This window comes from Pantoea sp. EKM10T, from assembly GCF_011800685.1.
GTDB classification, from domain to species: domain Bacteria; phylum Pseudomonadota; class Gammaproteobacteria; order Enterobacterales; family Enterobacteriaceae; genus Pantoea; species Pantoea agglomerans.
In genome coordinates this window covers 362,930-387,357 of sequence record NZ_JAALEU010000005.1, presented here as the reverse complement: position 1 = coordinate 387,357, position 24,428 = coordinate 362,930, and the positions used below count along the sequence as shown (strand labels likewise).

Here is a 24,428-nt window from a genome sequence, read left to right as displayed (position 1 = left end):
TGCCAGGAGAGCCCGCAGGACGCGGGCGAAAGGCGGGGCGGCACAGGATGTGCCATCCCCGGCGGTCCGTCAGGCAGAGGAATGGAGTGAAGGAACCGCGCAGCGGCGCGAGGACCGCCAGCCCCTGCCCGGCACCAGACTGCGTTATCACCTGTCGCTTAACTGACCAGCATTATGCCACTGGCAGCCTTTTTTCTGTTCCGATTGATAGCGCGGCACTCAGCCGTTGCGATCGGGGCGATCAATGATGTGATCTTCCCAGTCCCGCACTTCACTCTCACGCACCGCAATATACCGCACCGAAATACGCTGCGCATGCATCGCTGTTTTCGAACCGGCCCGCAGCGGATGCCATACGGGTAAATCTTTGCCCTCACCCAGCAGCCGGTAGGCGCAGGTGCGCGGCAGCCAGTTGAAGGTCGTCAGATTTTCGCGCGTTAACTTGATGCAATCCTCTTCAAGCTCGAAGCGGCGCTCATAGTTACGGCACTGGCAGGTTTTAATATTGAGCTGATCACAGGCGACATTGGTGAAGTAGATCTCATCGGTGTCGGCGTCCTGCAATTTGTTCAGGCAACACTGTCCACAACCATCACACAAGGATTCCCATTCCTCATCGCTCATTTGTGCCAGGCGTTTTTGTTGCCAGAAAGGGGTGTCAGTCATGATGATTTGTCCGGATTGTGCCTAAACCGCACCTTATAAAGCCTATGCGGCGGTGATGCAAGTTTTTAGAGTACGCGCGTGCTGATGCCGTGACCCGCCAGTGAAACTTCCAGCTGATCACCCGAGCGCATCGGGCCTACCCCTTCTGGCGTACCGGTCAGAATCACATCGCCTGCACGCAGCGTAAAGTAGTGGCTCATATGGGCAATCAGCGGCAGGATTTTATGAATCATGTCTTCGGTGTTGCCGTGCTGACGCACTTCACCGTTCACCAGCAATTTAAGCTCGACGTTCTGCGGATCGCCACTGAATTCCGTCATCGGGATAAAACCAGAGACAGGACAGGCGTTATCAAAGCCTTTGGATTTTTCCCACGGCTGGCCCGCTTTTTTCAGCCCGGCCTGCAGGTCACGCAGTGTCAGATCCAGCGCCACGCCATAACCTGCAATCGCCTTAGCCACATGCGCATCGGTCGCCTGCTTCAGTGTCGCGCCGATCAGCACCGCCAGTTCAACTTCATGATGGACCTCGCCAAACGCGTCGGGAATAGAGAGCGGCTGACGCAAATCACACAGCGCCGTTTCCGGCTTGATAAAGATCACCGGTTCGGTTGGGGTTGCGCTGCCCATCTCTTTAATGTGCTTTGCATAATTACTCCCGACGCAAACCACTTTGCTGACCGGAAAATCTAACAGAGCGCCTTGCCAGTTACGATGCTGATACATGCTCATCCCCTGTTCAGGTTAGGTGTGATGCCAGCGCTGCTGGCGGGTTGATGTTTGCTCATGCGTTGATCGAAATGCCAACCTCATAGCGTGATAATAAGATCCTTTTAACGGTCCGGGGTGCGTAATTTGTCAGAAAGCGTAAATGCAGGGGTTGAAGCGCTGAATAATCGTACAAATCGGGAGAAAAAATTGAGCAGGGAATTTAAAAAGGGGTGAAACAGATAAGCTGCACCGTTAATTTTGCGCAGCATCAGGGCAATATTATCCTGCCAGGATCGCACCGACAGGATTTATATTTACAGAAGAATCCGAGTTAAAGTTTTTTATCGGCCTGTAAATGAATGTTGAGGAGACTTTCAATCGGCGGAGGGAGCTGTAAATAATAGCCCTGCTCGCTCAATCCCTGCTTAACTTTATTGATATCCGCATTAGCCAGCCTGTCCCGCCCCGCCAGCTTAAGCACCATCGCCAGCTGCGGCTTGCCAAAGCCTTTCAGCAATTCTTCCGGAACGCGCGAGAAATCGTCCTTTTTTTCAACATAGAGATAAGTCTGGTCACGTAACGGGCTTCTGTAGATCACACAAAACATATTTTTTACTCGAATTAACCGGCGTTGAGGCTTGTCTGAATATAGCTGTAACTATAACATGCTTGCAGAACTTCGAATATTCACCGTTAGCGCTTCCACGATGATTTTATCATCGCCAGGCTTTCGGTAGTGAAAACAGGACTGAGTCGGGACAGATGTCGCAAACGCCAATCGAATTCAAAGGTAGCAGTTTCACCCTGTCTGTCGTCCATTTGCATCACCATGACCCTGCGGTGATTCGCAAGGCACTCCAGGACAAGATTGACCAGGCTCCAGATTTCCTGAAAAACGCGCCGGTGGTACTTAACGTCTCGACATTAAGTGCCGATGTTAACTGGAAACTGTTGCAACAGGCGGTTCTCGCCACCGGTTTACGCATTGTCGGCGTAAGCGGCTGCAAAGACGAAGCGCTGAAACGTATGATCGCCCGTGCCGGCCTGCCCGTGCTGGCAGAAGGTAAAGAGGCCAGACCGCAAGCCGCCGCGCCGCAGCCGATACCTGAACCTCTGCCGGCTGTAACCGAAACGGTAGCAACGAAAACCCGCATCGTGAACACCCCGGTGCGCTCGGGCCAGCAGATTTATGCGCGTGATGCCGATTTGATCATCACCAGCAGCGTCAGCGCCGGCGCTGAACTGGTCGCCGATGGCAATATTCACATTTACGGCATGATGCGCGGTCGCGCCCTGGCGGGTGCCAGCGGTGACCGCAACTGCCAGATTTTTTGTACCAACCTGGCTGCCGAGCTGGTCTCGATTGCCGGAGAGTACTGGATCATGGATCAGATCCCGCAAGAATTTTTTGGTAAAGCTGCGCGCCTGTGCCTGCAGGATGGCGCGCTGACTATCCAGACACTTAATTAGGCCCCTTTTCTTTTGTTAAGGAAATCAACATTTATGGCACGCATTATTGTAGTTACATCCGGTAAAGGGGGCGTTGGTAAGACCACGTCAAGCGCGGCCATCGCCACCGGTTTAGCGCAGAAAGGCAAAAAGACAGTTGTGATCGATTTTGATATCGGTCTGCGTAACCTGGATTTGATCATGGGCTGTGAGCGCCGTGTGGTCTACGACTTTGTTAATGTAATCCAGGGCGATGCCACACTGAACCAGGCGCTGATTCGCGACAAACGCACGGAGCAGCTCTACATTCTGCCTGCGTCGCAGACCCGTGATAAAGATGCGCTGACCCGGGAGGGTGTTGAAAAAGTTCTGAACGATTTGGCTAAGATGGAGTTCGATTTCATCGTCTGTGACTCACCGGCAGGGATTGAAACGGGCGCACTGATGGCGCTCTACTTTGCCGATGAAGCCATTATTACCACCAACCCGGAAGTCTCTTCTGTCCGCGACTCCGACCGCATCCTCGGCATCATCTCATCCAAATCCCGTCGCGCTGAAAACAGTCAGGACCCGGTGAAGGAGCATCTGCTGCTGACCCGCTATAACCCTGGCCGGGTGAACCGTGGCGATATGCTGAGCATGGAAGATGTGCTGGAGATCCTGCGCATTCCTCTGGTCGGCGTGATCCCTGAAGATCAATCGGTGTTACGTGCCTCTAACCAGGGCGAACCGGTGATTCTTGACGGCGAATCTGATGCTGGCAAAGCCTATGCCGATACCGTTGAACGGTTGCTCGGTGAAGTACGCCCCTTCCGCTTTATCGAAGAAGAGAAGAAGGGTTTCCTGAAACGCCTGTTCGGGGGATAAACCATGGCATTACTTGATTTCTTTTTATCCCGGAAGAAGAACACTGCCAATATAGCCAAGGAAAGGCTGCAGATTATCGTGGCAGAACGGAGAAGGGGCGACAGTGAGCCCCACTATCTTCCGCAACTTAAGCGCGACATTCTGGAAGTGATTTGCAGATATGTGAAGATCGATCCAGAAATGGTAACGGTTCAGCTCGACCAGAAAGGTGATGATATCTCGATTCTGGAGCTGAACGTGACGCTGCCGGAAACGGATGAAGTGACTAAATGACGCTGACCGTTTGCTGAATTTCCCCTGCGCTCTGGCAGGGGAAATTTAACCGGTTAACAACCCGCCAGAATCTCCTCAATGCCGGGTTTCAGCAGTTCGCCCCGCCATCCGGTGAGTAACTCCGGCTGACGTCCCTGTGGCTTCAGGCCCCAGTGCTGACTTAATACCTGATTAATCTGACGTCGTGACGCCAGCAGCTCCTGACTGAATCCACTCTGCTCACTCACCTGCTGCACCAGCGCTTTCATCGCTTTAAACACCGGCTTGTAGTGCGGATGGTCAATCAGATTGCCCAGCGGAGCCGGCAGTTCGCTCTCATCCAGCGCCTCAGCTTCTGCCACCAGCGCCACCAGCGCTTTGCCGTGGAAACGAATTTCGTGGCCTGACAGCCCCAGATGATCCAGCTCGCCCAGCGAGCCGGGCATAAAGCGCGCCACTTTCCACAGGTGCTCTTCGCGCACCACAAAGTTAACGGCCATATCTTTTTCACGCGCCAGCTTCAGACGCCAGGCCGCCAGTCGCTGTAACGCCGCCAGCTGACGCGGGCGCAACTGCCAGGCATTGGTAATATCCCGCCAGGCTTCATCCGGCGACAGGCTATCCAGACGACGCTGACACAGGTTATCGCACTCACTGAGTGCCGCCGACATATTGCCGGCCTCTTCCGTATTGATCATCAGCTGACGCGCAATTGGCAACAGATAGTGAACGTCCGCCGCCGCATACTCGCACTGACGCTGGGTCAGAGGGCGCGCCAGCCAGTCCGTGCGTGATTCACTTTTATCGAGTTCGACCTGAGTGAAATGTGCCACCATTGAGGCAAAACCCCAGGAGAGCGGCTGGCCAGAAAAGGCAGCCAGAATCTGGGTATCGATCATGGGCGTCGGCAGCACGCCGAAACGGTGCAGGAAGACTTCCAGATCTTCACCCCCGGCATGCAGGAATTTGGTGACGCTGGTGTCGGTCAGCAAGGCAATAAAGGGTGACCAGTCACGGATATTCAGCGGGTCAATCAGCACCAGTTGTTGATCGTCGAACAGCTGGATCAGGCCAAGCTGAGGGTAGTAAGTGCGGGTGCGGACAAATTCGGTATCCAGGGCCACCGCCGCGTGCTGGCGCGCTTTCTGACACACGTCTGCCAGTTGATCATCCTGGTCGATAAGGGAATAGTTCACGTCTGATTTCCACCGCAGCCAACAACGCGCGGCGCTCCATGTTAAAAACAATAAAAACGCCGGACATGCCGGCGTTCAACCTCAATTTCTGCCCGGATTCAGCTCGCGCCGGGTTTCGCCTCGTCGCGCAGCTCACGCCGCAGGATCTTGCCGACGTTGGTTTTAGGCAACTCATCACGAAACTCAATGATTTTCGGCACCTTGTAACCGGTCAGCTGACGGCGACAGTGATCGAGCACCTCTTCTTTGGTGAGCGATGCATCTTTTTTCACGATGCAGACTTTTACCGCTTCGCCAGAAAGATCGCTGGGGACACCGATAGCCGCGGCTTCACGCACTTTAGGATGCTGCATCAGCACGTCTTCGATTTCATTCGGATAGACATTAAAACCTGATACCAGAATCATATCTTTTTTGCGGTCAACAATGCGAATAAAGCCTTCCTGGTCAACGGTAACAATATCACCGCTGTGGAGCCAGCCATTTTTCAGCACTTCCGCTGTCGCTTCCGGATGCTGCCAGTAGCCCAGCATCACCTGCGGGCCGCTGATGCAAAGTTCGCCCGGTTCACCCGGAGGAACTTCATTGCCGGCGTCATCCAGAATCAGCACATCGGTCGAGGGCACCGGCAGACCGATACTGCCGGTATGACAGCTGATGTCATAGGGATTGACTGACACCAGCGGAGAACACTCTGTCAGGCCATAGCCTTCCAGCAGATAGTGTCCGGTCAGTTTTTCCCAGCGCTCGGCCACCACTTTCTGCACCGCCATTCCGCCACCGGCGGAAAGACGCAGCGTTGAAAAATCGAGTTTATTAAACTGCTCATCGTTGAGTAGCGCATTAAACAGCGTATTCACGCCGGTAATGGCGGTAAACGGAAATTTCCCCAGCTCTTTAACAAAGCCGGGGATATCGCGCGGATTGGTGATCAACAGATTCTGACCGCCCAGCTCCAGGAACAGCAGGCCATTCACCGTTAAGGCGAAGATGTGATAAAGCGGCAGCGCGGTGACGACACACTCTTTACCGTCACGCAGCACCTTGCCGTAGGTCGCGCGTGTCTGCTCAAGATTCGCCTGCATGTTGCGATGGGTCAGCATCGCCCCTTTGGCCACGCCAGTGGTGCCACCGGTATATTGCAGGAAGGCGAGATCGTCATTGGAGACCGTCGGGCGTTGATAATTGAGCGTTTCGCCGACTTCCAGTACGTGGCGAAATGAGATTGCCCCCGGCAGATGGTATTTGGGCACCAGCTTCTTCACATACTTAACGACAAAGTTAACCAGTGTCGCTTTTATCGGCGCCAGCTGATCGCCCATCCGGGTCAGGATGACGTGCCGCACAGCGGTTTTCGCCACCACTTTTTCCAGCGTGTGCGCAAAATTCGAGACAATGACAATCGCACTGGCCCCACTGTCATTGAGCTGATGCTGCAGTTCGCGCGGCGTATAGAGCGGATTCACATTGACTACGACCATACCTGCACGCAGCACACCAAACAGGGCCACCGGATACTGCAGTAAATTCGGCATCATCAGTGCCACCCGGTCACCCGCTTTCAGGCCCAGCTGTTGCTGAAGATAGGCGGCAAAAGCGCGGCTCTTCTCTTCCAGCTGACGATAACTCATCTTCTGACCCATGTTCAGGAACGCGGGTTGATCGGCGTAGCGTTTTGCGGCCTGCTCAAACAGATCCACCAGCGAGGTGTAACGATCTGCACTTATTTCGGCAGGCACATCTGCCGGGTAGCGTTTCAGCCAAACCTTATTCAAGGATCCACCCCGATAATTATGTTGTATTTCCATCGCTGCCTCAGCCAATCTGGTTTGTTAACAATATTTTAACTGATTGTACCAGTTTGCCTGTTTTGGCATGTTGAGGTTGCGAAGTGCATCACTAAATTTCGTGCTGATAAAACAGGCAAATAAAAAGCCCGGCAGCGAGCACCGCGACCGGGCTGATACTTAAATGTTTTTTGCACTTACTCAGTCAGAATGGTCTGCACCTCTGCCGGCCCACTGTTCATCATTCCCCAGTAGGGATTCGGGCCCCAGTATCCACCGCGATGGCGGGTCGGACCATACCAGATCCAGGGATCCATCGGCTGAGGTGGAGCTGTCACCTGCTGGGTAAGTCGCCAGCGCTGATAACCGCGCACATCGATGACCGCAAATTTATAATCCGCTTCACCAATTTTGCCCTGCTCTGTCCCCTTAAGGGTACCCAGCACCGTCACATACTGGTTTCTTACATCCACCGGATCAACAAAACCGCGGATATCGGCATAAATCCGACCGACCGAGGCCGCACCCAGACGTGGTCTGGCGCTATCATCCAGCGGCTGCGCAGCAATCTCAAGCCGGGTTTTGCCGTTCAGGTTAGTGACATTCACTACCTTGCCGCCAAAGCGAGATTCCTGCCCGACAAAGAGCGAAGGATTGCTCATGACCCGCAACAGATCCTGCTGCGGCTGAGGTGAGCTGCCCTGCAGCGTGTCAGGAATTGAGACACAACCGGTTAACGCCAGCACACAGGTCAGCAGCAGACCTGAAAGCCCTTTACCACACATTGACGACATAGACGTTCTCCCGTTAGGTAAAGAGTTAGACTGGACGCATAACAATAAGTTGCGTGCATTTTACCGGCCAGGTAATTTTTTCCAGGCGACTTCATTACGCAGATAAGTGGGCTCCGCCGTTTCCGGCAGCAGCGTCTTCCCCTGCGCCAGCGCAAGGGTCGCCAGCGGCAGCATATCTTCTGCAGCGGGCAGCGTAACGTCACTGGCTTTCAGGGTAAGTTCGTGTCCCTGCTGCAGGGCAGGATAAGCCTGCCAGCCGGTGCCTGCGGTCATCCATTCGCCAGAAAGCGCCTGCATCCGGGCCAGTGCCGCTTCGGGCGACAGCACGCTTTCGCTGGCCTCACCCTGCCAGGCACCCTGTTCATCACGCTGATATTCGGCCCAGTAGACCTCGCCCATCCGCGCATCAATAGCGGTTAATACCCGGGTAGCACCGTGCAGACGCCATGCGCCTTCCGCCAGCGTTGCCAGCGTGGAAACCGCGATCATTGGCAGAGAAGCGCCCAGTGCCAGTCCCTGCGCAATACCAATGCCAATCCGCACGCCGGTAAAACTGCCAGGGCCGCGACCAAAGGCGAGCGCGTCCAGGTCGGTCAGTTCCAGCTGCTGTGCCAGCAGTAGCTCTTCGATCAGCGGTAAAATACGCTGGGTGTGATCGCGCGGGGCAATTTCGAATCGGGCATCAATCTGTTGCTGATTCAGCAAGGCGGCTGAACAGGCTTCTGTCGCCGTATCCAGCGCTAAAATTCGGGCTGACATGACTACCTCAGAAGAAAGAAAACGGCGCGCATCTTAGCATAAAATTACGCGTCTGGTTCGGGTTGCTGGCGGATAAAGGCGATGGCGCGGGCAATGTCCCGGGTGCGCGGCGTCGGTGGCAGGCTATTGAGAAACAGCGCGCCATAAGGACGAGAAACCAGACGCTGATCGCAAATCACCAGTACGCCACGATCGTCGGTATCGCGGATTAAACGTCCCACGCCCTGCTTCAGGGTGATCACCGCATCCGGCAGCTGCACATCCGTAAAGGGATCGCCGCCACGAATCCGGCAATCTTCCATTCTGGCTTTCAACAGCGGATCTTCCGGTGAGGTGAACGGCAGTTTATCGATGATCACCAGCGACAGCGCATCACCCCGCACATCCACGCCTTCCCAGAAGCTGCTGGTCGCCACCAGCAGGGCATTGCCCTTATCAATGAACTGTTTCAGCAACTGACCCTTGCTGGTTTCACCCTGCACCAGCACGGGCAGCGTCATTGAGGCGCGAAATTCTGCGGCCAGCTCACGCATCATCAGGTGCGACGTGCACAGAAAGAAACAGCGGCCTTTATTAGCATCAATCAGCGGCTTCATCATTGCGGCCAGCTGGCGTGCACCACCCGGACGGTTAGGCTCAGGCAGATTGCGCGGAACGCAGAGCAGCGCCTGCTTCGCAAAATCGAACGGGCTGTTCAGAATCAGGCTTTTTGCTGCATTCACACCCAGCCGTTCGGCGAAGTGTGCCATTTTCTCATCCACCGCCAGGGTGGCTGAGGTGAAGATCCATGCAGCCTTACGATTATCCATTACTTCACGGAAGCGTTCTGCCACCGAGAGCGGCGTCAGCGCCAGGATAAAGTGACGTGAGGTACATTCATACCAGTAGCTGTAGCCCGGCTCGTTAATCGCCCGCAGCCGTTTTAACCGGCCACGGTAGAGCGCGGCCCGCTCGAAGGCGGCATCCAGCAGGGCTGAACGGCCCAGTGAGAGTTTGATAACGTCGTAACAGAGCTCAAGCGCATCATCCAGCAGCGTAAACATTCGCAGGATGTTGTTATCGCTCAGCAGTTCACGCAGGTTACCGCGATAGCCGGGATCGCCTAATGACAGGCGAAAATCCTGCGCGCACTGCGCCAGGCGGTCAGCGGATTTCTGCAGCTGCTGAGCATCACGCACCTCGGTGCGGTAGGCGGTAATAATATCTTTGGCGAGATCGAGTAACTGGCGGCTGGAGAGCTGCTGACCAAAATACTGACTGGCGATATCGGGCAGCTGATGGGCTTCATCGAAGATCATCACATCAGCTTCGGGAATAAGTTCGCCAAAGCCGCCCTCTTTCACCACCAGATCGGCAAGAAAGAGATGGTGGTTCACGACCACCACATCGGCGTCCATAGCGCGCTTACGCGCTTTGACCACAAAGCACTCTTTATAGCGCGGGCAGTCAGTGCCGAGGCAGTTATCGTTGGTGCTGGTGACCAGCGGCCAGACCGGGCTGTCTTCGGTCACGCCCGCACAGCTGCTGATGTCGCCATCTTCCGTCTGCGATGACCAGCTGCGCAGCGTCACCAGATCGGTCAGCCCCTGCGCGGTGAGATCGCCACCCGCCATCGATTGCTGTTCCATGCGTTCCAGGCAAAGGTAGTTGGAGCGCCCTTTCAGCAAGGCCGTTTTACCTTTGAAATCCAGCGCCTTGATCATCGTAGGCAGATCGCGGCCATAGAGCTGATCCTGCAGCGCCTTGGATCCGGTGGAGACAATTACTTTTTTACCGGCCCGCAGAGCGGGAGCCAGGTAGGCATAAGTTTTTCCGGTGCCGGTACCGGCCTCGACCACCAGTTCACCCTGCTGTTTTACGGCTTCAGATACCGCCTGCGCCATCTCACGCTGTGCTTCACGCGGCTTAAAGCCTGCGATCGCCAGCGCCAGCGCGCCATCCACTGCAAAATCGTCTGCCACATACCCTCACTAAGAACGGCAAAAACACTGTAATTATGTCAGTATTGGATCAACAAAGCAAAATTGATAATTATCAATAACTTATCTATTTCCAGCCGTTGGGGGCGTGGCAGGTAAAGACTCTGGATCGCGTCTGAAAGATGGGGAAAAAGGCGGCACGTGGCCGCCTGAAGAGAAGCGCTCGCAGCACCGGGATACCTGATGAGAAGTTGCACCGCGAAAGGCAGTAGAAATCGCTGTGACTACTCTACAATCATGCGCCCATTGAGATGCTGCAACGGACGATTATTGGTGGTTTTCAGCGCCTGTTTAAAGGCGTCGAGCTGCGCCTGAGAGAGCGAAACCGGCTGTTTCAGCACCAGCCAGCGAATCCCTTCGCTGCAGGGCGGCGTCGTCAGGGAGCCGCTGAAACGATAATAGTGCAGATCTTCCGGGAAGAGATCGCGTAAGTTTACCTGGCGATTAATGGTTACCTGCTGGTTTTCCTGTTTCGGCATAGCGTCGATCAACGGTGCCAGCGCCGGATTCTCTTCACCGACCTTAAACATCACCGCGACCACGGCCAGATCGCCATCCTCTTTGCTGTGTACAAAGTGGGCTTCCAGGGGAAAGGTGTGCCCATTGATCTGGTTCTCACTCGGCGTATGGAAGTGATACTGACGCAGTGTGAACTTTTCCCGATCCAGTACAAAATCATCTTCTTCATCAACGGTCACCTGAATCGTGTGGCCATTGTTGATCACCTTCTCAGCCGACGTATGGTAGGCCAGATCGAGTGCCTGTAAATGTCCCTCAATCGGATCTTTAATATTGATAGGCGACTGGGACTTACCTTCGTGGCAGATGTGGAAGTCGCTGGTCAGTTCGCTCCAGTGTTCCGGGCCAGCTTTGCCTTCGTACGTCCAGTGCGGTTCCGCCGCACCGGCTACGTTGAGGGTAGAAAGCGCCACAACCAGACTTAACATTTTTGGTAATTTCATTTTTATCCCTGCTTTATAAGCTTATTTGCGGCAGGGATACTATTCCGCTGACTACTGAATCAGCAAGGTGACAAAATGCGTTAAATCAAAATCAGAACGAATAAAGAGTTTATAATTACAATCAATGTTAATTTAATTAACAAACATCACGATGTTACGTTTTTAAGCACTTCAGGAAAGGGTTGATATCAATCTCTCTGAATAAAAGAGTTTCATTTTTCTGTATTTATCATTTTGATCGTCGAAACGAGCCGGGAGGGAAATTTTGCACTAAATTCAGGCGACGTAAGAAACCGCAAAACTGCACGCAGGCGGTTTTGCGGTGCAACGCGATAACGCGTCATAAAAGATTATGCAGGTGACGCTAGACATCCTTTTCTAATGGTTCCTCTTCTTCATCTTCTTCCTCATCTTCAGGATAAATCTCAGCGTCATCGGGCAGCGGCTCATCGTAATCAGGGCGTTCAGACATAATTTCCTCCGGTGTCAGATAGCAATTTTGCTATGCCCTTTGAGTGTAGCTTACTCCTGCCATCTGTTTTGCAAGGCTCGCAAAAGATATCAGAAATGCGGGCGCTGCCGCAGACTCTGCTTCGCCACTGCGTGAAACAGCCTTGCGTCACAGCCGGTGCTGATAGCGTACCGGTTAATCGGATGCCCATTCGCCTCCTCCAGCCGCGTTATCATTGACGTCAGTCGGATAGCGGGTTTAATAATTCGCCGCTGAAAAAACTGTGTTTTCAAAAAAACCTCTTACTCGTTTAATGAATAAAAGGCCGGAACTTAACTGCTATAATATAGGGACACGAAAAGTTAATGATGCGATTCAAAGCACAATTATGCACAAAGAAAGGTAACATTAAATAAAAACTCAACAGGAGTAGCATTAAACATCGTTATGTTGTTATAAGAAAAAATCCCTGATATAAAAGAGACAGAATTTAAACGTAACCTGTGAGCATTAGCGGATTGAATATTTCCTCTGATGCAGCCACGCTGACTTAACAGATGGTAGAGAGGTAATTAAAAATTCAGGCGTTCTGTTATCTCTCACAGGCAATAAAAAATTGTCGCCGGATGAGTCACATCACAATAGAAACCATGCCCCACGGCATCCGTCCTCTTTAAAAGGCCGTTTAAGAATATCTCGCTAAAGATATCCTTTAATGTAAATGAAGTGGGGTTTTATATTATAAGTTAAATGGGATGTAATCTGGCTGTTGCTACCCTGTTGCATCTATCCGTCAAAATGGACACCATTACCTCAACAAGGAGAAATATCATTGTTCCCTAAATTACCCCAGTATAGCTTAGTGATTCTGACGCTGAGCGGTTGCGTTACCAACGATGAGGTCAAACTTAACCCAGTTGGTCAACATAGTGAACCTGTCATGCCGCATATAAACCAGGGGATCAGCCCTGCACAGCGGCGCGCGATTATGTCCGGCGAACAACCAGACTGGTCTGACGTTTATCCTCAGCGAATCAATAAAAACTCGTCAGCTGTCAGGAAATGATCTGCACGTCGTAGCAGTTAACGTCGTTACTCCACCACTCACATAGCGTAAAAAACACTGTGGAAAATAATCAACACGTCGATGATGTCTCCCTATGGGATTGGATTGTCACATTAATTTTAACCGGCATACCCGTATTAAATCTTTTCATGCTGCTTTACTGGTCCTTAAACCGAAGGACTAAACGTTCAAAGAAAAACTACGCCAGAGCGAGTTTATTATTGATATTCATCGTACTTATCTTCTATATCATCACCCTGGAAGTTACAACGGGCTATTTTCTTTTTAAACATTACTGATCCTTAAACTGACAGCGTCATACCCTTAAATGGAGTTTTTTATGGTGCGTTATTTCACTTTTCTATTATTGGGCGTCACTTCCGCTTGCTGCATAGCAAAAACGTCAGTGGTGATAAATAACACCCTGAAAGCGCAAGAGATAAAATCGGCAAAAATCGTTTACATTGGCGAGGTTAATGGCACTAAAGTGGCAGAATTGATGGCAGGCATCGATGATATTAATGCAAGTTACCCCGCTGTAAAAGAAATATCGCTTTATATAAACAGCTTTGGCGGCGACATGGAAGCTGGCTATATGGGCGGCCAGGCCGTCAGGGGGTCAAGGATTCCGATAAAAACCATCAATGCCGCAATGACGGGTTCGGCTGCTACCCTGATTTATTGCTCAGGGGCGCAAAGGGAAACATTACCCAGCGCAACGTTTTTAATCCACCCTGCAGCGAGTCAAAACATTCAGAGCAACTATCTGAAAAAAAATGAAGTCATTTTACTCAGCAGAGATATCGATAATGTCAGTAAAATATTCAGGGACACCTATGCATCCTGTTTCAAAGATGACGGGATAGAGATAGATAAAGCCTTATTCAGTGAAGACAACCGTATTTACCTGCGTTTTCCAGAATCTGTAAAACAGGGTATTGCACAAAAACGTGTTGAAGGAATCGCCCCCGCTGATGTCGCTTATTACATTTTCACTTCAGAGGCCAGCGACTAGCAAAAATAGCGTTATTTATGCCTGCTGGACGAATACTTTTTATCAGATATGCGCCGCCTGGACAGATGGGCGTGCTGGCGGGGAGACATATCGAGCCGTTAGCGGGTAATCCAGAGAAGAACATAACGCAGACGACGTTCAGATGGGGCGCCGCAGGATCTCACCATCAATATCACGGTGGATTTTCGCAGTAAGCGCTACCCTTGCCTGGTGAGTTTTTTGAGCAGCAATAGCAGAGTTGATTCAACACTGGCCAGATAAAAAGCGGCAAATAAAGCAGGCCGCTCAGCCAGATACGGCTCATTCTGGTACTGGGCGTTTATCTGTTTCTGGCTGGTGACCTGATATCACGATTATTGGCGACGCTGCTGTTGCGACCTGCTTATAAGCGGACGTACAACGCGCCCGCCAGCATAACGATGAACAGAATAGCGAAGGTAATAAAGCCCTGCTTACTGCCACGGGACAATCCAACAAATGCCGAAACCACAATAAACAGCAGCGTCAGTGCGCCGACCATCACCCAAAAAAGATACTGCGTATTCGCCATGCCTGAATCCTCATCCGTAGCGCGATTTATCTGCTGTTTTATAACATTTTTCTGCCGCACGTGCCCTCACTTCTCCCGCTCTTTCGACGCTTTATGCTGCTTTAGTGCAGCAGGGCTGCAACAGTGACAACGTCCGCGGCTCATGATCATGATGCAGACAGTGTGATGCAGTTAGCAAATGCAGAGGAACGCAGCGAGTAAACAAACGCGCAGATTATAATGATTAAATCAGCTTACCGTTGGGATGTGGCACCCGTAGGCTGACGTGCTGAGACTGGTTTAACATTGCAGCCGTTCAGGCGGTGTTAAACAGATGGCCTTAACCCGACTGCCTGACTCAGGCGGAGGAATGTATGAACTGTTTCCACATCGGCTCTCTGGCTGGCGTGCTTCTGCTCTGCGGCTGCCAGGCACCTACGCCTGATCAGGCTCGTCTTCAGCAGCCTGTTTTTCAGGGTCAAAGCACCCGCACCGTCCCTCAGCTTAGTGACTGTATTTATCGCGGCTGGTCCACCACCAGCGTCATTGCCAGAGATAACACCACCCACACCCAGCCCAACGGCAGCGAGATCAGCGTTTTCACCTGGGAAGATTCGATTTTTGCGGATGTGTCGCCCCGCCGAAAAGGGGCTGAGGTGAAATATTTCACGACTTTCCGGATGGCGCCTCAGGTGATGGCGGACAGACAGGCGATTGTTGAGCGCTGCCTGTAAAGCGTAAGGGGTGACAGCGATGTCGGGAGTGTGCCAGGCTAATGCGCAATTAACCAGGGAGAAACCGATGAGTATTACCCGCATTGACCCGGAACACCGTATGTCCGAAGCCGTGATCCACAACGACACGATCTATTACACCAGCGTGCCTGAGAATCTGGATGCCGACGCAGAAGCGCAGACAGCCAATGCGCTGGCAGTGATTGATGCGATTCTGACACGGCTCGGTAGCGATAAAAGCAAAATCCTTGATGCGACGCTGTTTCTGGTGGATAAGGCCGATTTCCCTGCGATGAACCGCGCATGGGACGCATGGGTCTCCCCAGGTAATGCGCCGGTGCGCTGCACGGTACAGGCCGGTCTGTTGAATCCGAAGTACAAAATCGAAATTAAAATTATCGCTGCACGTTAAAACGCCGGGCGTTATTCCTCTTCGTTTTCTTCATCTTCGTCTTCGAATAGCGCCCGAATCCGTTCGCCCTTGAAATTTTGTCGGATCTCCTGCGCCACCTGGGTGATCGCTTCACCGCTCGACAAACCTCCCGCCATCAATTCCTGAATACGTTCGACGGCCTGCTGCTGCTGCTCATGAGAGAGAGCCGGTATTCCTATAAACATGTTTCACTCCTGCGTTGGGGCAGACAGTATCCCACGCGGAACTAACAGGTGCCAGTCAGGAAAAAATATGGCAGTCTGACCGCCTCTTTGCTCTCTGATTTCTCTGCCCGATGATTGTTGAAACCCTCAGTCTTGATTATACCCCGGATGCGCTGACTCAGCGTTTTGCCCCGATTGCCCATCTGCCCTGGGCGATGCTGCTCTCCTCCGCGCAGGCGAACCACAGCGACAACCGCTTTGATATTCTGACTGCCGATCCCCGCGCCACCCTGGTGACCCGCGGTGCGATGACTACCCTCAGCGACCCGACCGGCACGACCGAATCAACCGCCGATCCCCTGCTGCTGGTGCAGCAGCAGTGTGATGCGCTGGGCGTGACGCCGGCTGCCAGCGATGCCCTGCCGTTTCAGGGCGGTGCGCTGGGCCTGTTTAGTTATGATCTGGGCCGCCGGTTTGAGTCCCTGCCTCAGCAGGCCGCAGCCGATCTCACCACGCCTGACATGGCGGTGGGTATCTATGACTGGGCATTGATTGCCGATCATCATCAGCAGACCCTGACGCTGGTGGCGTTAAAGAACGCGGAAGAACGCGCCGCCTGGCTGGCGCAATGGCCGGCGCGCGAGGCCGTGCCCTTTTCACTGACCAGCCGCTGGCGCTCCAACCTGAGCTATGCAGATTACGCTGCGCGTTTTGCGGCGGTTCAGGCCTATATTCAGGCGGGTGACTGTTATCAGGTTAATCTGGCGCAGCGCTTTCAGGCCGGTTACCAGGGTGATGAGTGGCAGGCGTTCAGTATACTCAATGCGGCTAACCGCGCGCCGTTCAGCGCTTTTCTGCGTCTGCCGGAGAGCGCAATCCTGAGCCTGTCGCCGGAGCGCTTTCTGTCACTGAATAATAAACAGATCGAAACCCGACCGATCAAAGGTACCCGGCCACGCTGTGACGATCCGATTGCTGATGCGCAACAGGCTGAGTCGCTGCGCCATGCGGAAAAAGATCGGGCCGAAAACCTGATGATTGTCGATTTGCTGCGCAACGATATTGGCCGCGTGGCGCTACCCGGTTCGGTCACGGTGCCTGAACTGTTTGTGGTTGAACCCTTCCCCGCCGTACACCACCTGGTGAGCACGGTGCGGGCGCAGCTGCCTGATACCCTGCAGGCCACCGATCTGCTGCGCGCCTGTTTTCCGGGCGGCTCGATTACCGGTGCGCCCAAGATTCGGGCGATGGAGATTATTGATGAACTGGAGCCGCAGCGGCGCAATGCCTGGTGCGGCAGCATCGGTTATCTCAGCCTGTGTGGCCGGATGGATACCAGCATCACCATTCGCACGCTGATCGCTGAAGGTCAGCAGCTCTACTGTGCGGCGGGCGGCGGGCTTGTTGCAGACAGCGATCCCGAAGCGGAGTATCAGGAAACACTCGACAAAGTCAGCCGGATCTTACCGGCACTGGAACAAACCGGAGGTTCAGTTGGCCCTGACGCTTGATGATTTTCGCAGCCGTTTTCTGTTGCAGCAGCCAGCCCGCAGCACACAATTGCTATCCGGGCGCCATGCGGCGGTGCTGGTGCCGATTGTGGCACGCCCTGAACCCGGTCTGTTGCTGACGCAGCGCTCACACGCCCTGCGCAAACATGCCGGACAGGTCGCTTTTCCCGGCGGGATGCAGGATGACACTGACGCATCGCTCATCGCCACAGCACTGCGTGAAGCACAGGAAGAGGTTGGCATTGAGCCGCATCAGGTCGAGGTATTAGGCGCACTGCCCGCCGTGACCAGCAGCACCGGCTTTCAGGTGACGCCGGTACTGGGGATCATTCCGGCCGATCTGCGGTTAACGATTAATCCGGATGAGGTGAGCAGCGCCTTTGAGATGCCGCTGGCCGAGGCTTTGCAGCTCAGCCGCTACAGCGCGCTGGAGGTGCATCGGGCTGGCGTTCGCCACCCGGTCTGGCTGTCGCGCTATCAGGATTATCTGGTGTGGGGCATGACCGCGGGTATTATCCGATCACTGAGTGCTCAGATCGCATTCTGAAACCTTTCTCGTTTTTCTCTCTCCGGCCCGTCAGGTTACTGGCGCGCTGCACTATAATTTTTTCTATGAGTTTTGATAAGTTTATTTCATGCGAAAAGCTGCTCTTTCCTGGTGCATGACCATTACTATGGGCGCCATAAACTGCCCCGGCAGACTGAGAATAATTGTGAGGAGTGTCACCTGTGATTAGTGTTTTTGACATGTTCAAAGTGGGCATCGGCCCCTCAAGTTCGCATACTGTCGGCCCGATGAAAGCAGGTAAACAGTTTGTGGATTTGCTGTGCGAACAGGAAAAGCTGCAGGAGGTCACCCGGATCGCCGTGGATGTTTACGGTTCTCTCTCTCTGACCGGCAAAGGCCATCACACTGATATCGCCATTATTATGGGTCTGGCGGGTGAATCGCCGGATACGGTGGATATCGATGCGATCCCCGCCTTTATTAAAGATGTTGAGCAGCGTGAGCGACTGCTGCTGGCGAAAGGCGCACACGAAGTGGATTTCCCGCGCGAAGGCGGCATGGTATTTCGCAGTGAGAACCTCTCGCTGCATGAAAATGGCCTGCGCCTGCTCGCGTTTGCGGGCGAACTGCTGATCCTGTCAAAAACCTATTACTCCGTTGGCGGCGGTTTCATTGTTGATGAAGAGCATTTCGGACAGTCGGCACTGGATGAAGTCTCTGTGCCCTGGCCGTTCCACTCCGCCAAAGATCTGCTGGCTCACTGTCGTGAAACCGGCCTGTCACTCTCAGGTCTGGTGATGAAAAATGAGCTGGCGCTGCACAGCCGCGATGAGATCCATGCCTATTTCACTAACATCTGGCAGACGATGCAGGCCTGTATCGACCGCGGTCTGAATACCGAAGGCGTGTTGCCAGGGCCACTGCGCGTGCCCCGTCGCGCCGCCTCCCTGCGTCGTCTGCTGACCTCCTCTGACAAGCACTCCAGCGATCCGATGATTGTAATCGACTGGATCAATATGTATGCGCTGGCCGTTAACGAAGAAAACGCCGCGGGAGGCCGCGTGGTGACCGCGCCCACTAACGGTGCCTGCGGTATCGTGCCTGCGGTGCTGGCTTACTACGATCACTTCATTGAGCCGGTGACACCCGACATTTTCCTGCGCTATTTCCTCGCCTCTGGCGCCATCGGCGTGCTGTACAAAATGAACGCCTCTATTTCAGGCGCGGAAGTGGGCTGTCAGGGTGAAGTGGGTGTCGCCTGTTCTATGGCGGCGGCCGGTCTGGCTGAACTGCTGGGCGGCAGTCCGGAGCAGGTCTGCGTGGCGGCTGAAATCGGCATGGAACATAACCTTGGACTGACCTGTGACCCGGTAGCCGGTCAGGTTCAGGTGCCCTGCATTGAGCGCAATGCTATCGCCTCGGTTAAAGCGATTAACGCGGCGCGCATGGCACTTAGGCGCACCAGCGAACCCCGCGTCTCGCTGGATAAGGTTATCGAGACAATGTATGAAACCGGCAAAGATATGAACGCCAAATATCGTGAAACTTCGCGTGGCGGTCTGGCGATTAAAGTTCAGTGTGATTAAGCGAAACGATTAACTGATTAAAAAACGTGCAAACGTAATAAAATCCGCATCCTGCGCTATCTCAGCGCAGGTTTAACCGGTAGAGTGATTTCCGCGCAGCCGTCCGGCTTACGCAACTTTCCAGACCCGCTTTTCTGCATTCCGGCCTCAATGTTGATCTGACCGTGCCGATACTCACCCCGTTGTGTTTTGCTTTTTACTGGCTTTTGGGAAGGTGGATACAGATGTTTATGGCCCAGCAAAATGTTGGACAATTCAGACGCAAGCGTGTGCTGATAGCGCTGTCGATCGCCACCGTGGTGCTGATATTAACCCTGGCCTTTCGCTATATCGAAGAGAAGTCACGTATCGAGCAGCAGGCGATGGATTTCGCCGATAAAGCGATTATGCGGTTTGACCGGATGTTTTCACCGCTGGAGGTTTCAGCCAATAATACGCTGGGTCTGGTCGGCGTTCCCTGTCAGGATGTTCGCTTTCCACTCATCGAAAAAATCTCCTCCCTGCAGACGGTCCGGGCGATCCTGCTGGTGGATAACGACGTGCTCTACTGCTCCAGTATCTACGGGTCGCGCACCATTCCCTTTAGTCAGACCTACCCTGATTTAGCCTTTAACAGTCAGCGCATGACGCTGGCAACCGATGAGTATCTGCTGAAAGGCTCGCCCATTTTACTGCTGTGGACGCCAAAGAGCCTGGATAACCGCTCCGGGATTTTGCAGGTGATCAACATCGAAATGATGAGCAATTATCTGCTGGAACCGCAGTTGCCCTGGGTGGAGCGCGCTGTCTTTAACGTCAATGGAGAGAGCCTGGAGTATGGCAATCCGCTGATCGAGCCCACGGTGCCGTCAGAAGACGAAGTGAGCTATGAGCAGGGCTCGCTGCGCTATCCGTTTACGCTTACCCTCTATGGCCCCTCTCCGACCCGCTTGGCGCTGGCGACGCTGCCCTCACAGCTCCCGCTGGCGCTGCTGCTGAGTCTGCTTATGGGTTACATCGTCTGGCTGGCGACCGCAAATCGTATGAGCCTGAGCTGGCAAATCAGTTATGGCATTACGGCCCGTGAGTTTATGGTTTATTGCCAGCCGCTGATCAACACCAAAAGTGGTGAGTGCGACGGTATTGAGTTACTGCTGCGCTGGCACAATCCCCGTCAGGGCTGGATTGCACCGGATGTCTTTATTCCCCTGGCCGAGCGACAGAACCTGATCAAACCGCTGACGCGCTTTGTACTGAATGAGGTGGTGAGTCAGTTACCGCAGCTGCCCGACGATCCCGCGTTCCATATCGCCATTAATGTTGCCGCCAGCCACTTCCGCGACCACGCCATTCTGGAAGATCTGCACAACCTGTGGTGGCCTGCCAATCCGGTGCCGAAACTGGTGGTGGAGCTCACCGAGCGCGATGCCCTGCCGGTCGTGGACCAGTCGGTGATTGCGCAACTGCACGACATCGGTGTCCGGCTGGCGATTGATGATTTTGGCACCGGTCACAGCTCGCTCTCCTACCTGAAAGATCTGCAGCCAGATGTGCTGAAAATCGACAAGATTTTCACCGCAGCCATCGGCACTGACGCGATTAATGCCACGGTGACGGATATGGTGATTTCGCTGGCCCAGCGCCTGAATATCAGTCTGGTGGCCGAAGGCGTGGAAACAGCTGAGCAGGCGGCCTATCTGCGCGAACGCGGCGTGGATCATCTGCAGGGCTACTATTTTGCCCGCCCGATGCCGCTGCAGGACTTCCCGGCGTGGCTGGCGCAGCATCAGGCTGATGCCCGCAGGTGACAATAGCCTGAGCCCCGTTTCGCCCTGCCTGATGACCTTACGCCACAGACAAAAAAACAGCCGCGGCAATGAGCCAGCGGCTGTCAGAGAAATTCAGCGCGGCCGGTAAGCCCGGCAGCGCCTCTGCATCAACGAGAACGATTAGCCCTCTTCATCCTCGTCATGCGGTTTATCTTTAGTGACACGCACCAGATCGATACGGTAGTCGGTCGCTTCGATAATCTGGAAGTGCAGCGGAGTGATATCAATCACATCGCCAGGAAGCGGTAACTGCCCTTTCTGCTCAATCAGCAGGCCCGCCAGCGAGGCGTGGTCTTCTGTCGGGTCGACCAGCTCATGGAAGTCGAGCAACTGCTGCAGCGAGTGCAGATCGGTCCCCCCTTTCACTAACCAGCCATCACCATCCGCAATAATATCGGGCGTTTCATCTTCATCCGGGAATTCACCCGCAATCGCTTCCAGCACGTCCAGCGGCGTAATCAGACCCTGAACCACACCAAACTCATTGGTGACAATCACGAAGCTGCCCTTGGCACGACGCAGCACGCCAAGGAGGTTGATCGGATCCAGCGTCTCCGGCACCACGATAGTCGGTGTATTGGCCGCAAACGTTGCCACATCCACACCGTGCTCCAGCGCCACCAGCAGTTCTTTGGCTCGCACTACGCCGACAATTTCATCCAGTTCACCCCGACAGACCGGGAACAGGCTGTGTGGGGTATCAAGCAGCTGACCGCGAATCTCATCTACCGGCCGATTCGCATCGACCCAGGAGATTTCACCGCGCGGCGTCATGATGCTGCGAATCGAGCGGGAAGCCAGCGTCAGCACGCCATTAATCATATAGCGCTCTTCATCTTTAAACGCTTCCTGCGGCATCGCTTCCGCCAGTGCTGCCTCTTCGCTGCTGCTGGTATTGCCATTGCTGGCGGTCTGGGCACGGTTGCGGCCCCCCATCAGGCGTAAAATCGCTTCGGCGGTGCGTTCACGCATCGGGCGATTTGACTGATGGCGGATAAAGTTACGACGTGCAACCTGGTTGAACAGCTCAATCAGAATCGAGAAGCCAATCGCCGCATAGAGGTAGCCTTTAGGAATATGGAAACCAAAGCCTTCTGCCACCAGCGACAGACCGATCATCAGCAGGAAGCTCAGACAGAGCACCACTACAGTCGGATGCGCGTTAACAAAGTTGGTTAACGGCTTAGATGCCAACAGCATCACACCCATCGCAATCACCACGGCGGTCATCATCACCGGCAGGTGGTTCACCATACCCACGGCGGTAATCACAGCATCCAGCGAGAAGACGGCGTCCAGTACCACAATCTGCGTCACGACAGCCCAGAAACTGGCATATCCCCGATTACCGGATCCGTCGAGCTGCCGGTTCTCCAGCCGCTCGTGCAGCTCCATGGTCGCCTTAAACAACAGGAACAGACCACCCGCCAGCAGAATTAAATCACGACCGGCAAAGCTGAAACCGCCTACGCTAAAGAGAGGCGTCGTCAGCGTCACCATCCAGGAGATCAACGACAGCAGACCCAGACGCATGACCAGCGCCAGTGACAGGCCAATCAGGCGTGCTTTATCACGCTGTTTCGGCGGTAGTTTGTCGGCCAGGATGGCAATAAAGACCAGGTTATCAATGCCGAGTACAATTTCCAGCACCACGAGCGTCAGTAAACCCGCCCAGATTGAGGGGTCGAATAAAAATTCCATTATTTATGACTCCAGAACAGGGAACAGATCGCGGTGCCGCTTATCAGCGCAGCAATGCGTGACATGCAGGTAGTCGGGAAAGCGGTGAAAACGCCGTGAGGCGAAGGGTGACGCGCCAGCAGGCGCAAAGAACAGATTAAGCGACGTCGGTGACGATCCATAAAGGTGGGCTGAAGCCCGTTACTCCTGAGTAATAAACAGAACGTTAATGTATCAGGTCGGCGAATTGCGTCAAAAAATTTTCTTATTTTTACAATCTGCCTGACGGATGATCAGGCGCATAAAAAGGGTTACTGGTCACTTCACAGGATGAATAGCTGACAGACATCACATAATTTATTTTTTCGATCACTAAAATAAATCGCGACTTTACCGCCTTGACGTAGTTAACCCATGTTTTTTCGACGCTATACCGATAATTCGAATCATCCGGTTAAACAGATCATCAAAGCAATTCAATACAGTTCATTGACTCAGATGAGCATCTCTAGCGAACGGAGGTAGCACGTGACCATTGCGATAGTAATTGGTACACACGGCTGGGCAGCGGAACAACTGCTGAAAACAGCAGAAATGCTGTTGGGCGAGCAGGACAATGTCGGCTGGATAGATTTTGTCCCCGGTGAAAATGCAGAAACGCTGATTGAAAAATATCAGGCACGACTGGCAGAACTTGATACGACGCAGGGAGTCCTGTTTTTAGTTGATACCTGGGGTGGCAGTCCGTTTAATGCGGCCAGTCGCATCGTGGTCGACAAACCGCAGTATGAGGTCATCGCCGGGGTCAATATCCCGATGCTGGTCGAAACCCTGATGGCGCGCGATGACAACCCCGGTTTTGACGAGCTGGTCGCCGTGGCGGTGGAGACCGGCCGTGAAGGGGTCAAAGCCCTGAAAGCCAAAGAAGAAGCGCCGGCGCCAGCCGCGGCAAAACCGGCCGCTGCGGCGCAACCGGCTAAGCCGATGGCGCCCGGTGACCACATGAAAATCGGGCTGACACGCATTGATGACCGTCTGATTCATGGGCAGGTGGCAACGCGCTGGACCAAAGAGACCAACGTTCAGCGCATTATCGTAGTCAGCGATGAAGTGGCCAACGATCATGTGCGCAAAACCCTGCTGACGCAGGTTGCTCCGCCCGGCGTCACGGCCCATGTGGTGGATGTTGATAAGATGGTGCGGGTGTGGAACAACCCGAAGTATGGTCAGGATCGCGTGATGCTGCTGTTTACCAACCCCACCGATGTACTGCGCGTGGTGGAACAGGGTGTCGATATTAAAACCGTCAACATCGGCGGTATGGCGTTCCGCCAGGGGAAAACTCAGGTCAATAATGCGGTCTCGGTCGATGAAAAAGATATTGCCGCATTCCGCAAACTCAATGAACGCAATATTGAACTGGAAGTGCGTAAAGTTTCCAGTGACCAGAAACTGAAAATGATGGATCTGATCGCGAAAGTTAACGCGTAACAGAAGCACTTATGCGCCTGCGTTTCCGGGC

Annotated in this window: 23 protein-coding genes; 11 read left to right on the top strand and 12 right to left on the bottom strand. The window is 53.8% G+C overall.

Features of this window, described 5'->3' with window-relative positions; genetic code table 11:
* Positions 1 to 219 precede the first annotated feature (219 nt).
* From HFD95_RS12550 to HFD95_RS12540, 3 genes are all read right to left on the bottom strand, one after another.
* Positions 220 to 666 carry a YcgN family cysteine cluster protein gene (locus HFD95_RS12550; protein ID WP_010260578.1) on the bottom strand — a complete coding sequence of 149 codons (447 nt, stop codon included), beginning with the start codon at positions 664 to 666 and terminating at the stop codon, positions 220 to 222.
* A 65-nt stretch (positions 667 to 731) separates the two neighbouring features.
* Positions 732 to 1,391: a fumarylacetoacetate hydrolase family protein gene (locus tag HFD95_RS12545; protein WP_167430306.1), complete on the bottom strand. Its 660-nt coding sequence runs from the start codon at positions 1,389 to 1,391 to the stop codon at positions 732 to 734.
* Between the two features lie 316 nt (positions 1,392 to 1,707).
* Positions 1,708 to 1,983: a YcgL domain-containing protein gene (locus HFD95_RS12540; protein ID WP_010260572.1), complete on the bottom strand. Its 276-nt coding sequence runs from the start codon at positions 1,981 to 1,983 to the stop codon at positions 1,708 to 1,710.
* A gap of 155 nt (positions 1,984 to 2,138) precedes the next feature.
* Here HFD95_RS12540 and minC point away from each other — a divergent pair, with 155 nt between their 5' ends.
* From minC to minE, 3 genes are read left to right on the top strand one after another with little or no spacing between them, the layout of a single operon-like run.
* The gene (minC, locus tag HFD95_RS12535; protein WP_010260571.1) at positions 2,139 to 2,846 is read left to right on the top strand and encodes a septum site-determining protein MinC; all 708 of its coding nucleotides are present in this window, start codon (positions 2,139 to 2,141) and stop codon (positions 2,844 to 2,846) included.
* 33 nt (positions 2,847 to 2,879) lie between these two features.
* Positions 2,880 to 3,692, top strand: a complete 813-nt coding sequence (gene minD / locus HFD95_RS12530; RefSeq protein ID WP_010260569.1) for a septum site-determining protein MinD — start codon at positions 2,880 to 2,882, stop codon at positions 3,690 to 3,692.
* A 3-nt stretch (positions 3,693 to 3,695) separates the two neighbouring features.
* On the top strand, positions 3,696 to 3,965 hold the full coding sequence (gene minE, locus HFD95_RS12525; protein WP_008925314.1) for a cell division topological specificity factor MinE: 270 nt from the start codon (positions 3,696 to 3,698) through the stop codon (positions 3,963 to 3,965).
* Positions 3,966 to 4,018: 53 nt separating this feature from the next.
* Here the strand turns inward: minE and rnd are convergent, their stop codons facing one another.
* The 6 genes from rnd to HFD95_RS12495 form a co-directional block, all read right to left on the bottom strand.
* The gene (gene rnd, locus HFD95_RS12520; protein ID WP_061703877.1) at positions 4,019 to 5,140 is read right to left on the bottom strand and encodes a ribonuclease D; all 1,122 of its coding nucleotides are present in this window, start codon (positions 5,138 to 5,140) and stop codon (positions 4,019 to 4,021) included.
* Between the two features lie 98 nt (positions 5,141 to 5,238).
* On the bottom strand, positions 5,239 to 6,915 hold the full coding sequence (gene fadD / locus HFD95_RS12515) for a long-chain-fatty-acid--CoA ligase FadD (RefSeq protein ID WP_010670758.1): 1,677 nt from the start codon (positions 6,913 to 6,915) through the stop codon (positions 5,239 to 5,241).
* Positions 6,916 to 7,124: 209 nt separating this feature from the next.
* Complete coding sequence (locus HFD95_RS12510) at positions 7,125 to 7,721, bottom strand: Slp family lipoprotein (RefSeq protein WP_010260563.1); 597 nt, start codon at positions 7,719 to 7,721, stop codon at positions 7,125 to 7,127.
* A 60-nt stretch (positions 7,722 to 7,781) separates the two neighbouring features.
* Positions 7,782 to 8,480, bottom strand: coding sequence for a tRNA (adenosine(37)-N6)-threonylcarbamoyltransferase complex dimerization subunit type 1 TsaB (gene tsaB / locus HFD95_RS12505; protein ID WP_045139911.1), 699 nt, complete (start codon positions 8,478 to 8,480; stop codon positions 7,782 to 7,784).
* 44 nt (positions 8,481 to 8,524) lie between these two features.
* Positions 8,525 to 10,441, bottom strand: a complete 1,917-nt coding sequence (locus tag HFD95_RS12500) for an ATP-dependent DNA helicase (RefSeq protein WP_010260556.1) — start codon at positions 10,439 to 10,441, stop codon at positions 8,525 to 8,527.
* Between the two features lie 242 nt (positions 10,442 to 10,683).
* On the bottom strand, positions 10,684 to 11,421 hold the full coding sequence (locus HFD95_RS12495; RefSeq protein ID WP_033771955.1) for a carbonic anhydrase: 738 nt from the start codon (positions 11,419 to 11,421) through the stop codon (positions 10,684 to 10,686).
* 1,857 nt (positions 11,422 to 13,278) lie between these two features.
* Here HFD95_RS12495 and HFD95_RS12490 point away from each other — a divergent pair.
* Positions 13,279 to 13,953 carry an ATP-dependent Clp protease proteolytic subunit gene (locus HFD95_RS12490; protein ID WP_167430305.1) on the top strand — a complete coding sequence of 225 codons (675 nt, stop codon included), beginning with the start codon at positions 13,279 to 13,281 and terminating at the stop codon, positions 13,951 to 13,953.
* Positions 13,954 to 14,335: 382 nt separating this feature from the next.
* Here the strand turns inward: HFD95_RS12490 and HFD95_RS12485 are convergent, their stop codons facing one another.
* Entirely contained in the window at positions 14,336 to 14,503 is a 168-nt protein-coding gene (locus HFD95_RS12485) for a hypothetical protein (protein ID WP_010260551.1), read from the bottom strand.
* A gap of 353 nt (positions 14,504 to 14,856) precedes the next feature.
* Between HFD95_RS12485 and HFD95_RS12480 the strand changes: the two genes are divergently transcribed.
* The gene (locus HFD95_RS12480; RefSeq protein WP_045139908.1) at positions 14,857 to 15,216 is read left to right on the top strand and encodes a hypothetical protein; all 360 of its coding nucleotides are present in this window, start codon (positions 14,857 to 14,859) and stop codon (positions 15,214 to 15,216) included.
* A 67-nt stretch (positions 15,217 to 15,283) separates the two neighbouring features.
* On the top strand, positions 15,284 to 15,628 hold the full coding sequence (locus HFD95_RS12475) for a RidA family protein (protein ID WP_003852699.1): 345 nt from the start codon (positions 15,284 to 15,286) through the stop codon (positions 15,626 to 15,628).
* Positions 15,629 to 15,639: 11 nt separating this feature from the next.
* On the opposite strand, the gene HFD95_RS12470 is transcribed toward HFD95_RS12475, so the two are convergent.
* Positions 15,640 to 15,834 carry a YoaH family protein gene (locus HFD95_RS12470; RefSeq protein WP_010260545.1) on the bottom strand — a complete coding sequence of 65 codons (195 nt, stop codon included), beginning with the start codon at positions 15,832 to 15,834 and terminating at the stop codon, positions 15,640 to 15,642.
* Between the two features lie 110 nt (positions 15,835 to 15,944).
* On the opposite strand from HFD95_RS12470, the gene pabB reads away from it, so the two are divergent.
* From pabB to HFD95_RS12450, 4 genes are all read left to right on the top strand, one after another.
* A complete protein-coding gene (pabB, locus tag HFD95_RS12465; protein ID WP_167430304.1) occupies positions 15,945 to 17,324 on the top strand; it encodes an aminodeoxychorismate synthase component 1 in 1,380 nt (459 codons plus the stop codon).
* The gene (locus HFD95_RS12460; protein ID WP_022625545.1) at positions 17,308 to 17,871 is read left to right on the top strand and encodes a CoA pyrophosphatase; all 564 of its coding nucleotides are present in this window, start codon (positions 17,308 to 17,310) and stop codon (positions 17,869 to 17,871) included. Before pabB ends, HFD95_RS12460 begins: the two co-directional genes overlap by 17 nt.
* A 182-nt stretch (positions 17,872 to 18,053) precedes the next feature.
* Positions 18,054 to 19,418 carry an L-serine ammonia-lyase gene (locus HFD95_RS12455; protein WP_089414127.1) on the top strand — a complete coding sequence of 455 codons (1,365 nt, stop codon included), beginning with the start codon at positions 18,054 to 18,056 and terminating at the stop codon, positions 19,416 to 19,418.
* A gap of 224 nt (positions 19,419 to 19,642) precedes the next feature.
* Complete coding sequence (locus tag HFD95_RS12450; RefSeq protein WP_064691385.1) at positions 19,643 to 21,205, top strand: EAL domain-containing protein; 1,563 nt, start codon at positions 19,643 to 19,645, stop codon at positions 21,203 to 21,205.
* A gap of 141 nt (positions 21,206 to 21,346) precedes the next feature.
* Here the strand turns inward: HFD95_RS12450 and HFD95_RS12445 are convergent, their stop codons facing one another.
* The gene (locus HFD95_RS12445) at positions 21,347 to 22,927 is read right to left on the bottom strand and encodes a TerC family protein (protein WP_010260533.1); all 1,581 of its coding nucleotides are present in this window, start codon (positions 22,925 to 22,927) and stop codon (positions 21,347 to 21,349) included.
* A 507-nt stretch (positions 22,928 to 23,434) separates the two neighbouring features.
* On the opposite strand from HFD95_RS12445, the gene manX reads away from it, so the two are divergent.
* The gene (manX, locus tag HFD95_RS12440) at positions 23,435 to 24,397 is read left to right on the top strand and encodes a PTS mannose transporter subunit IIAB (RefSeq protein ID WP_010260527.1); all 963 of its coding nucleotides are present in this window, start codon (positions 23,435 to 23,437) and stop codon (positions 24,395 to 24,397) included.
* The last annotated feature ends 31 nt before the right edge of the window (positions 24,398 to 24,428 follow it).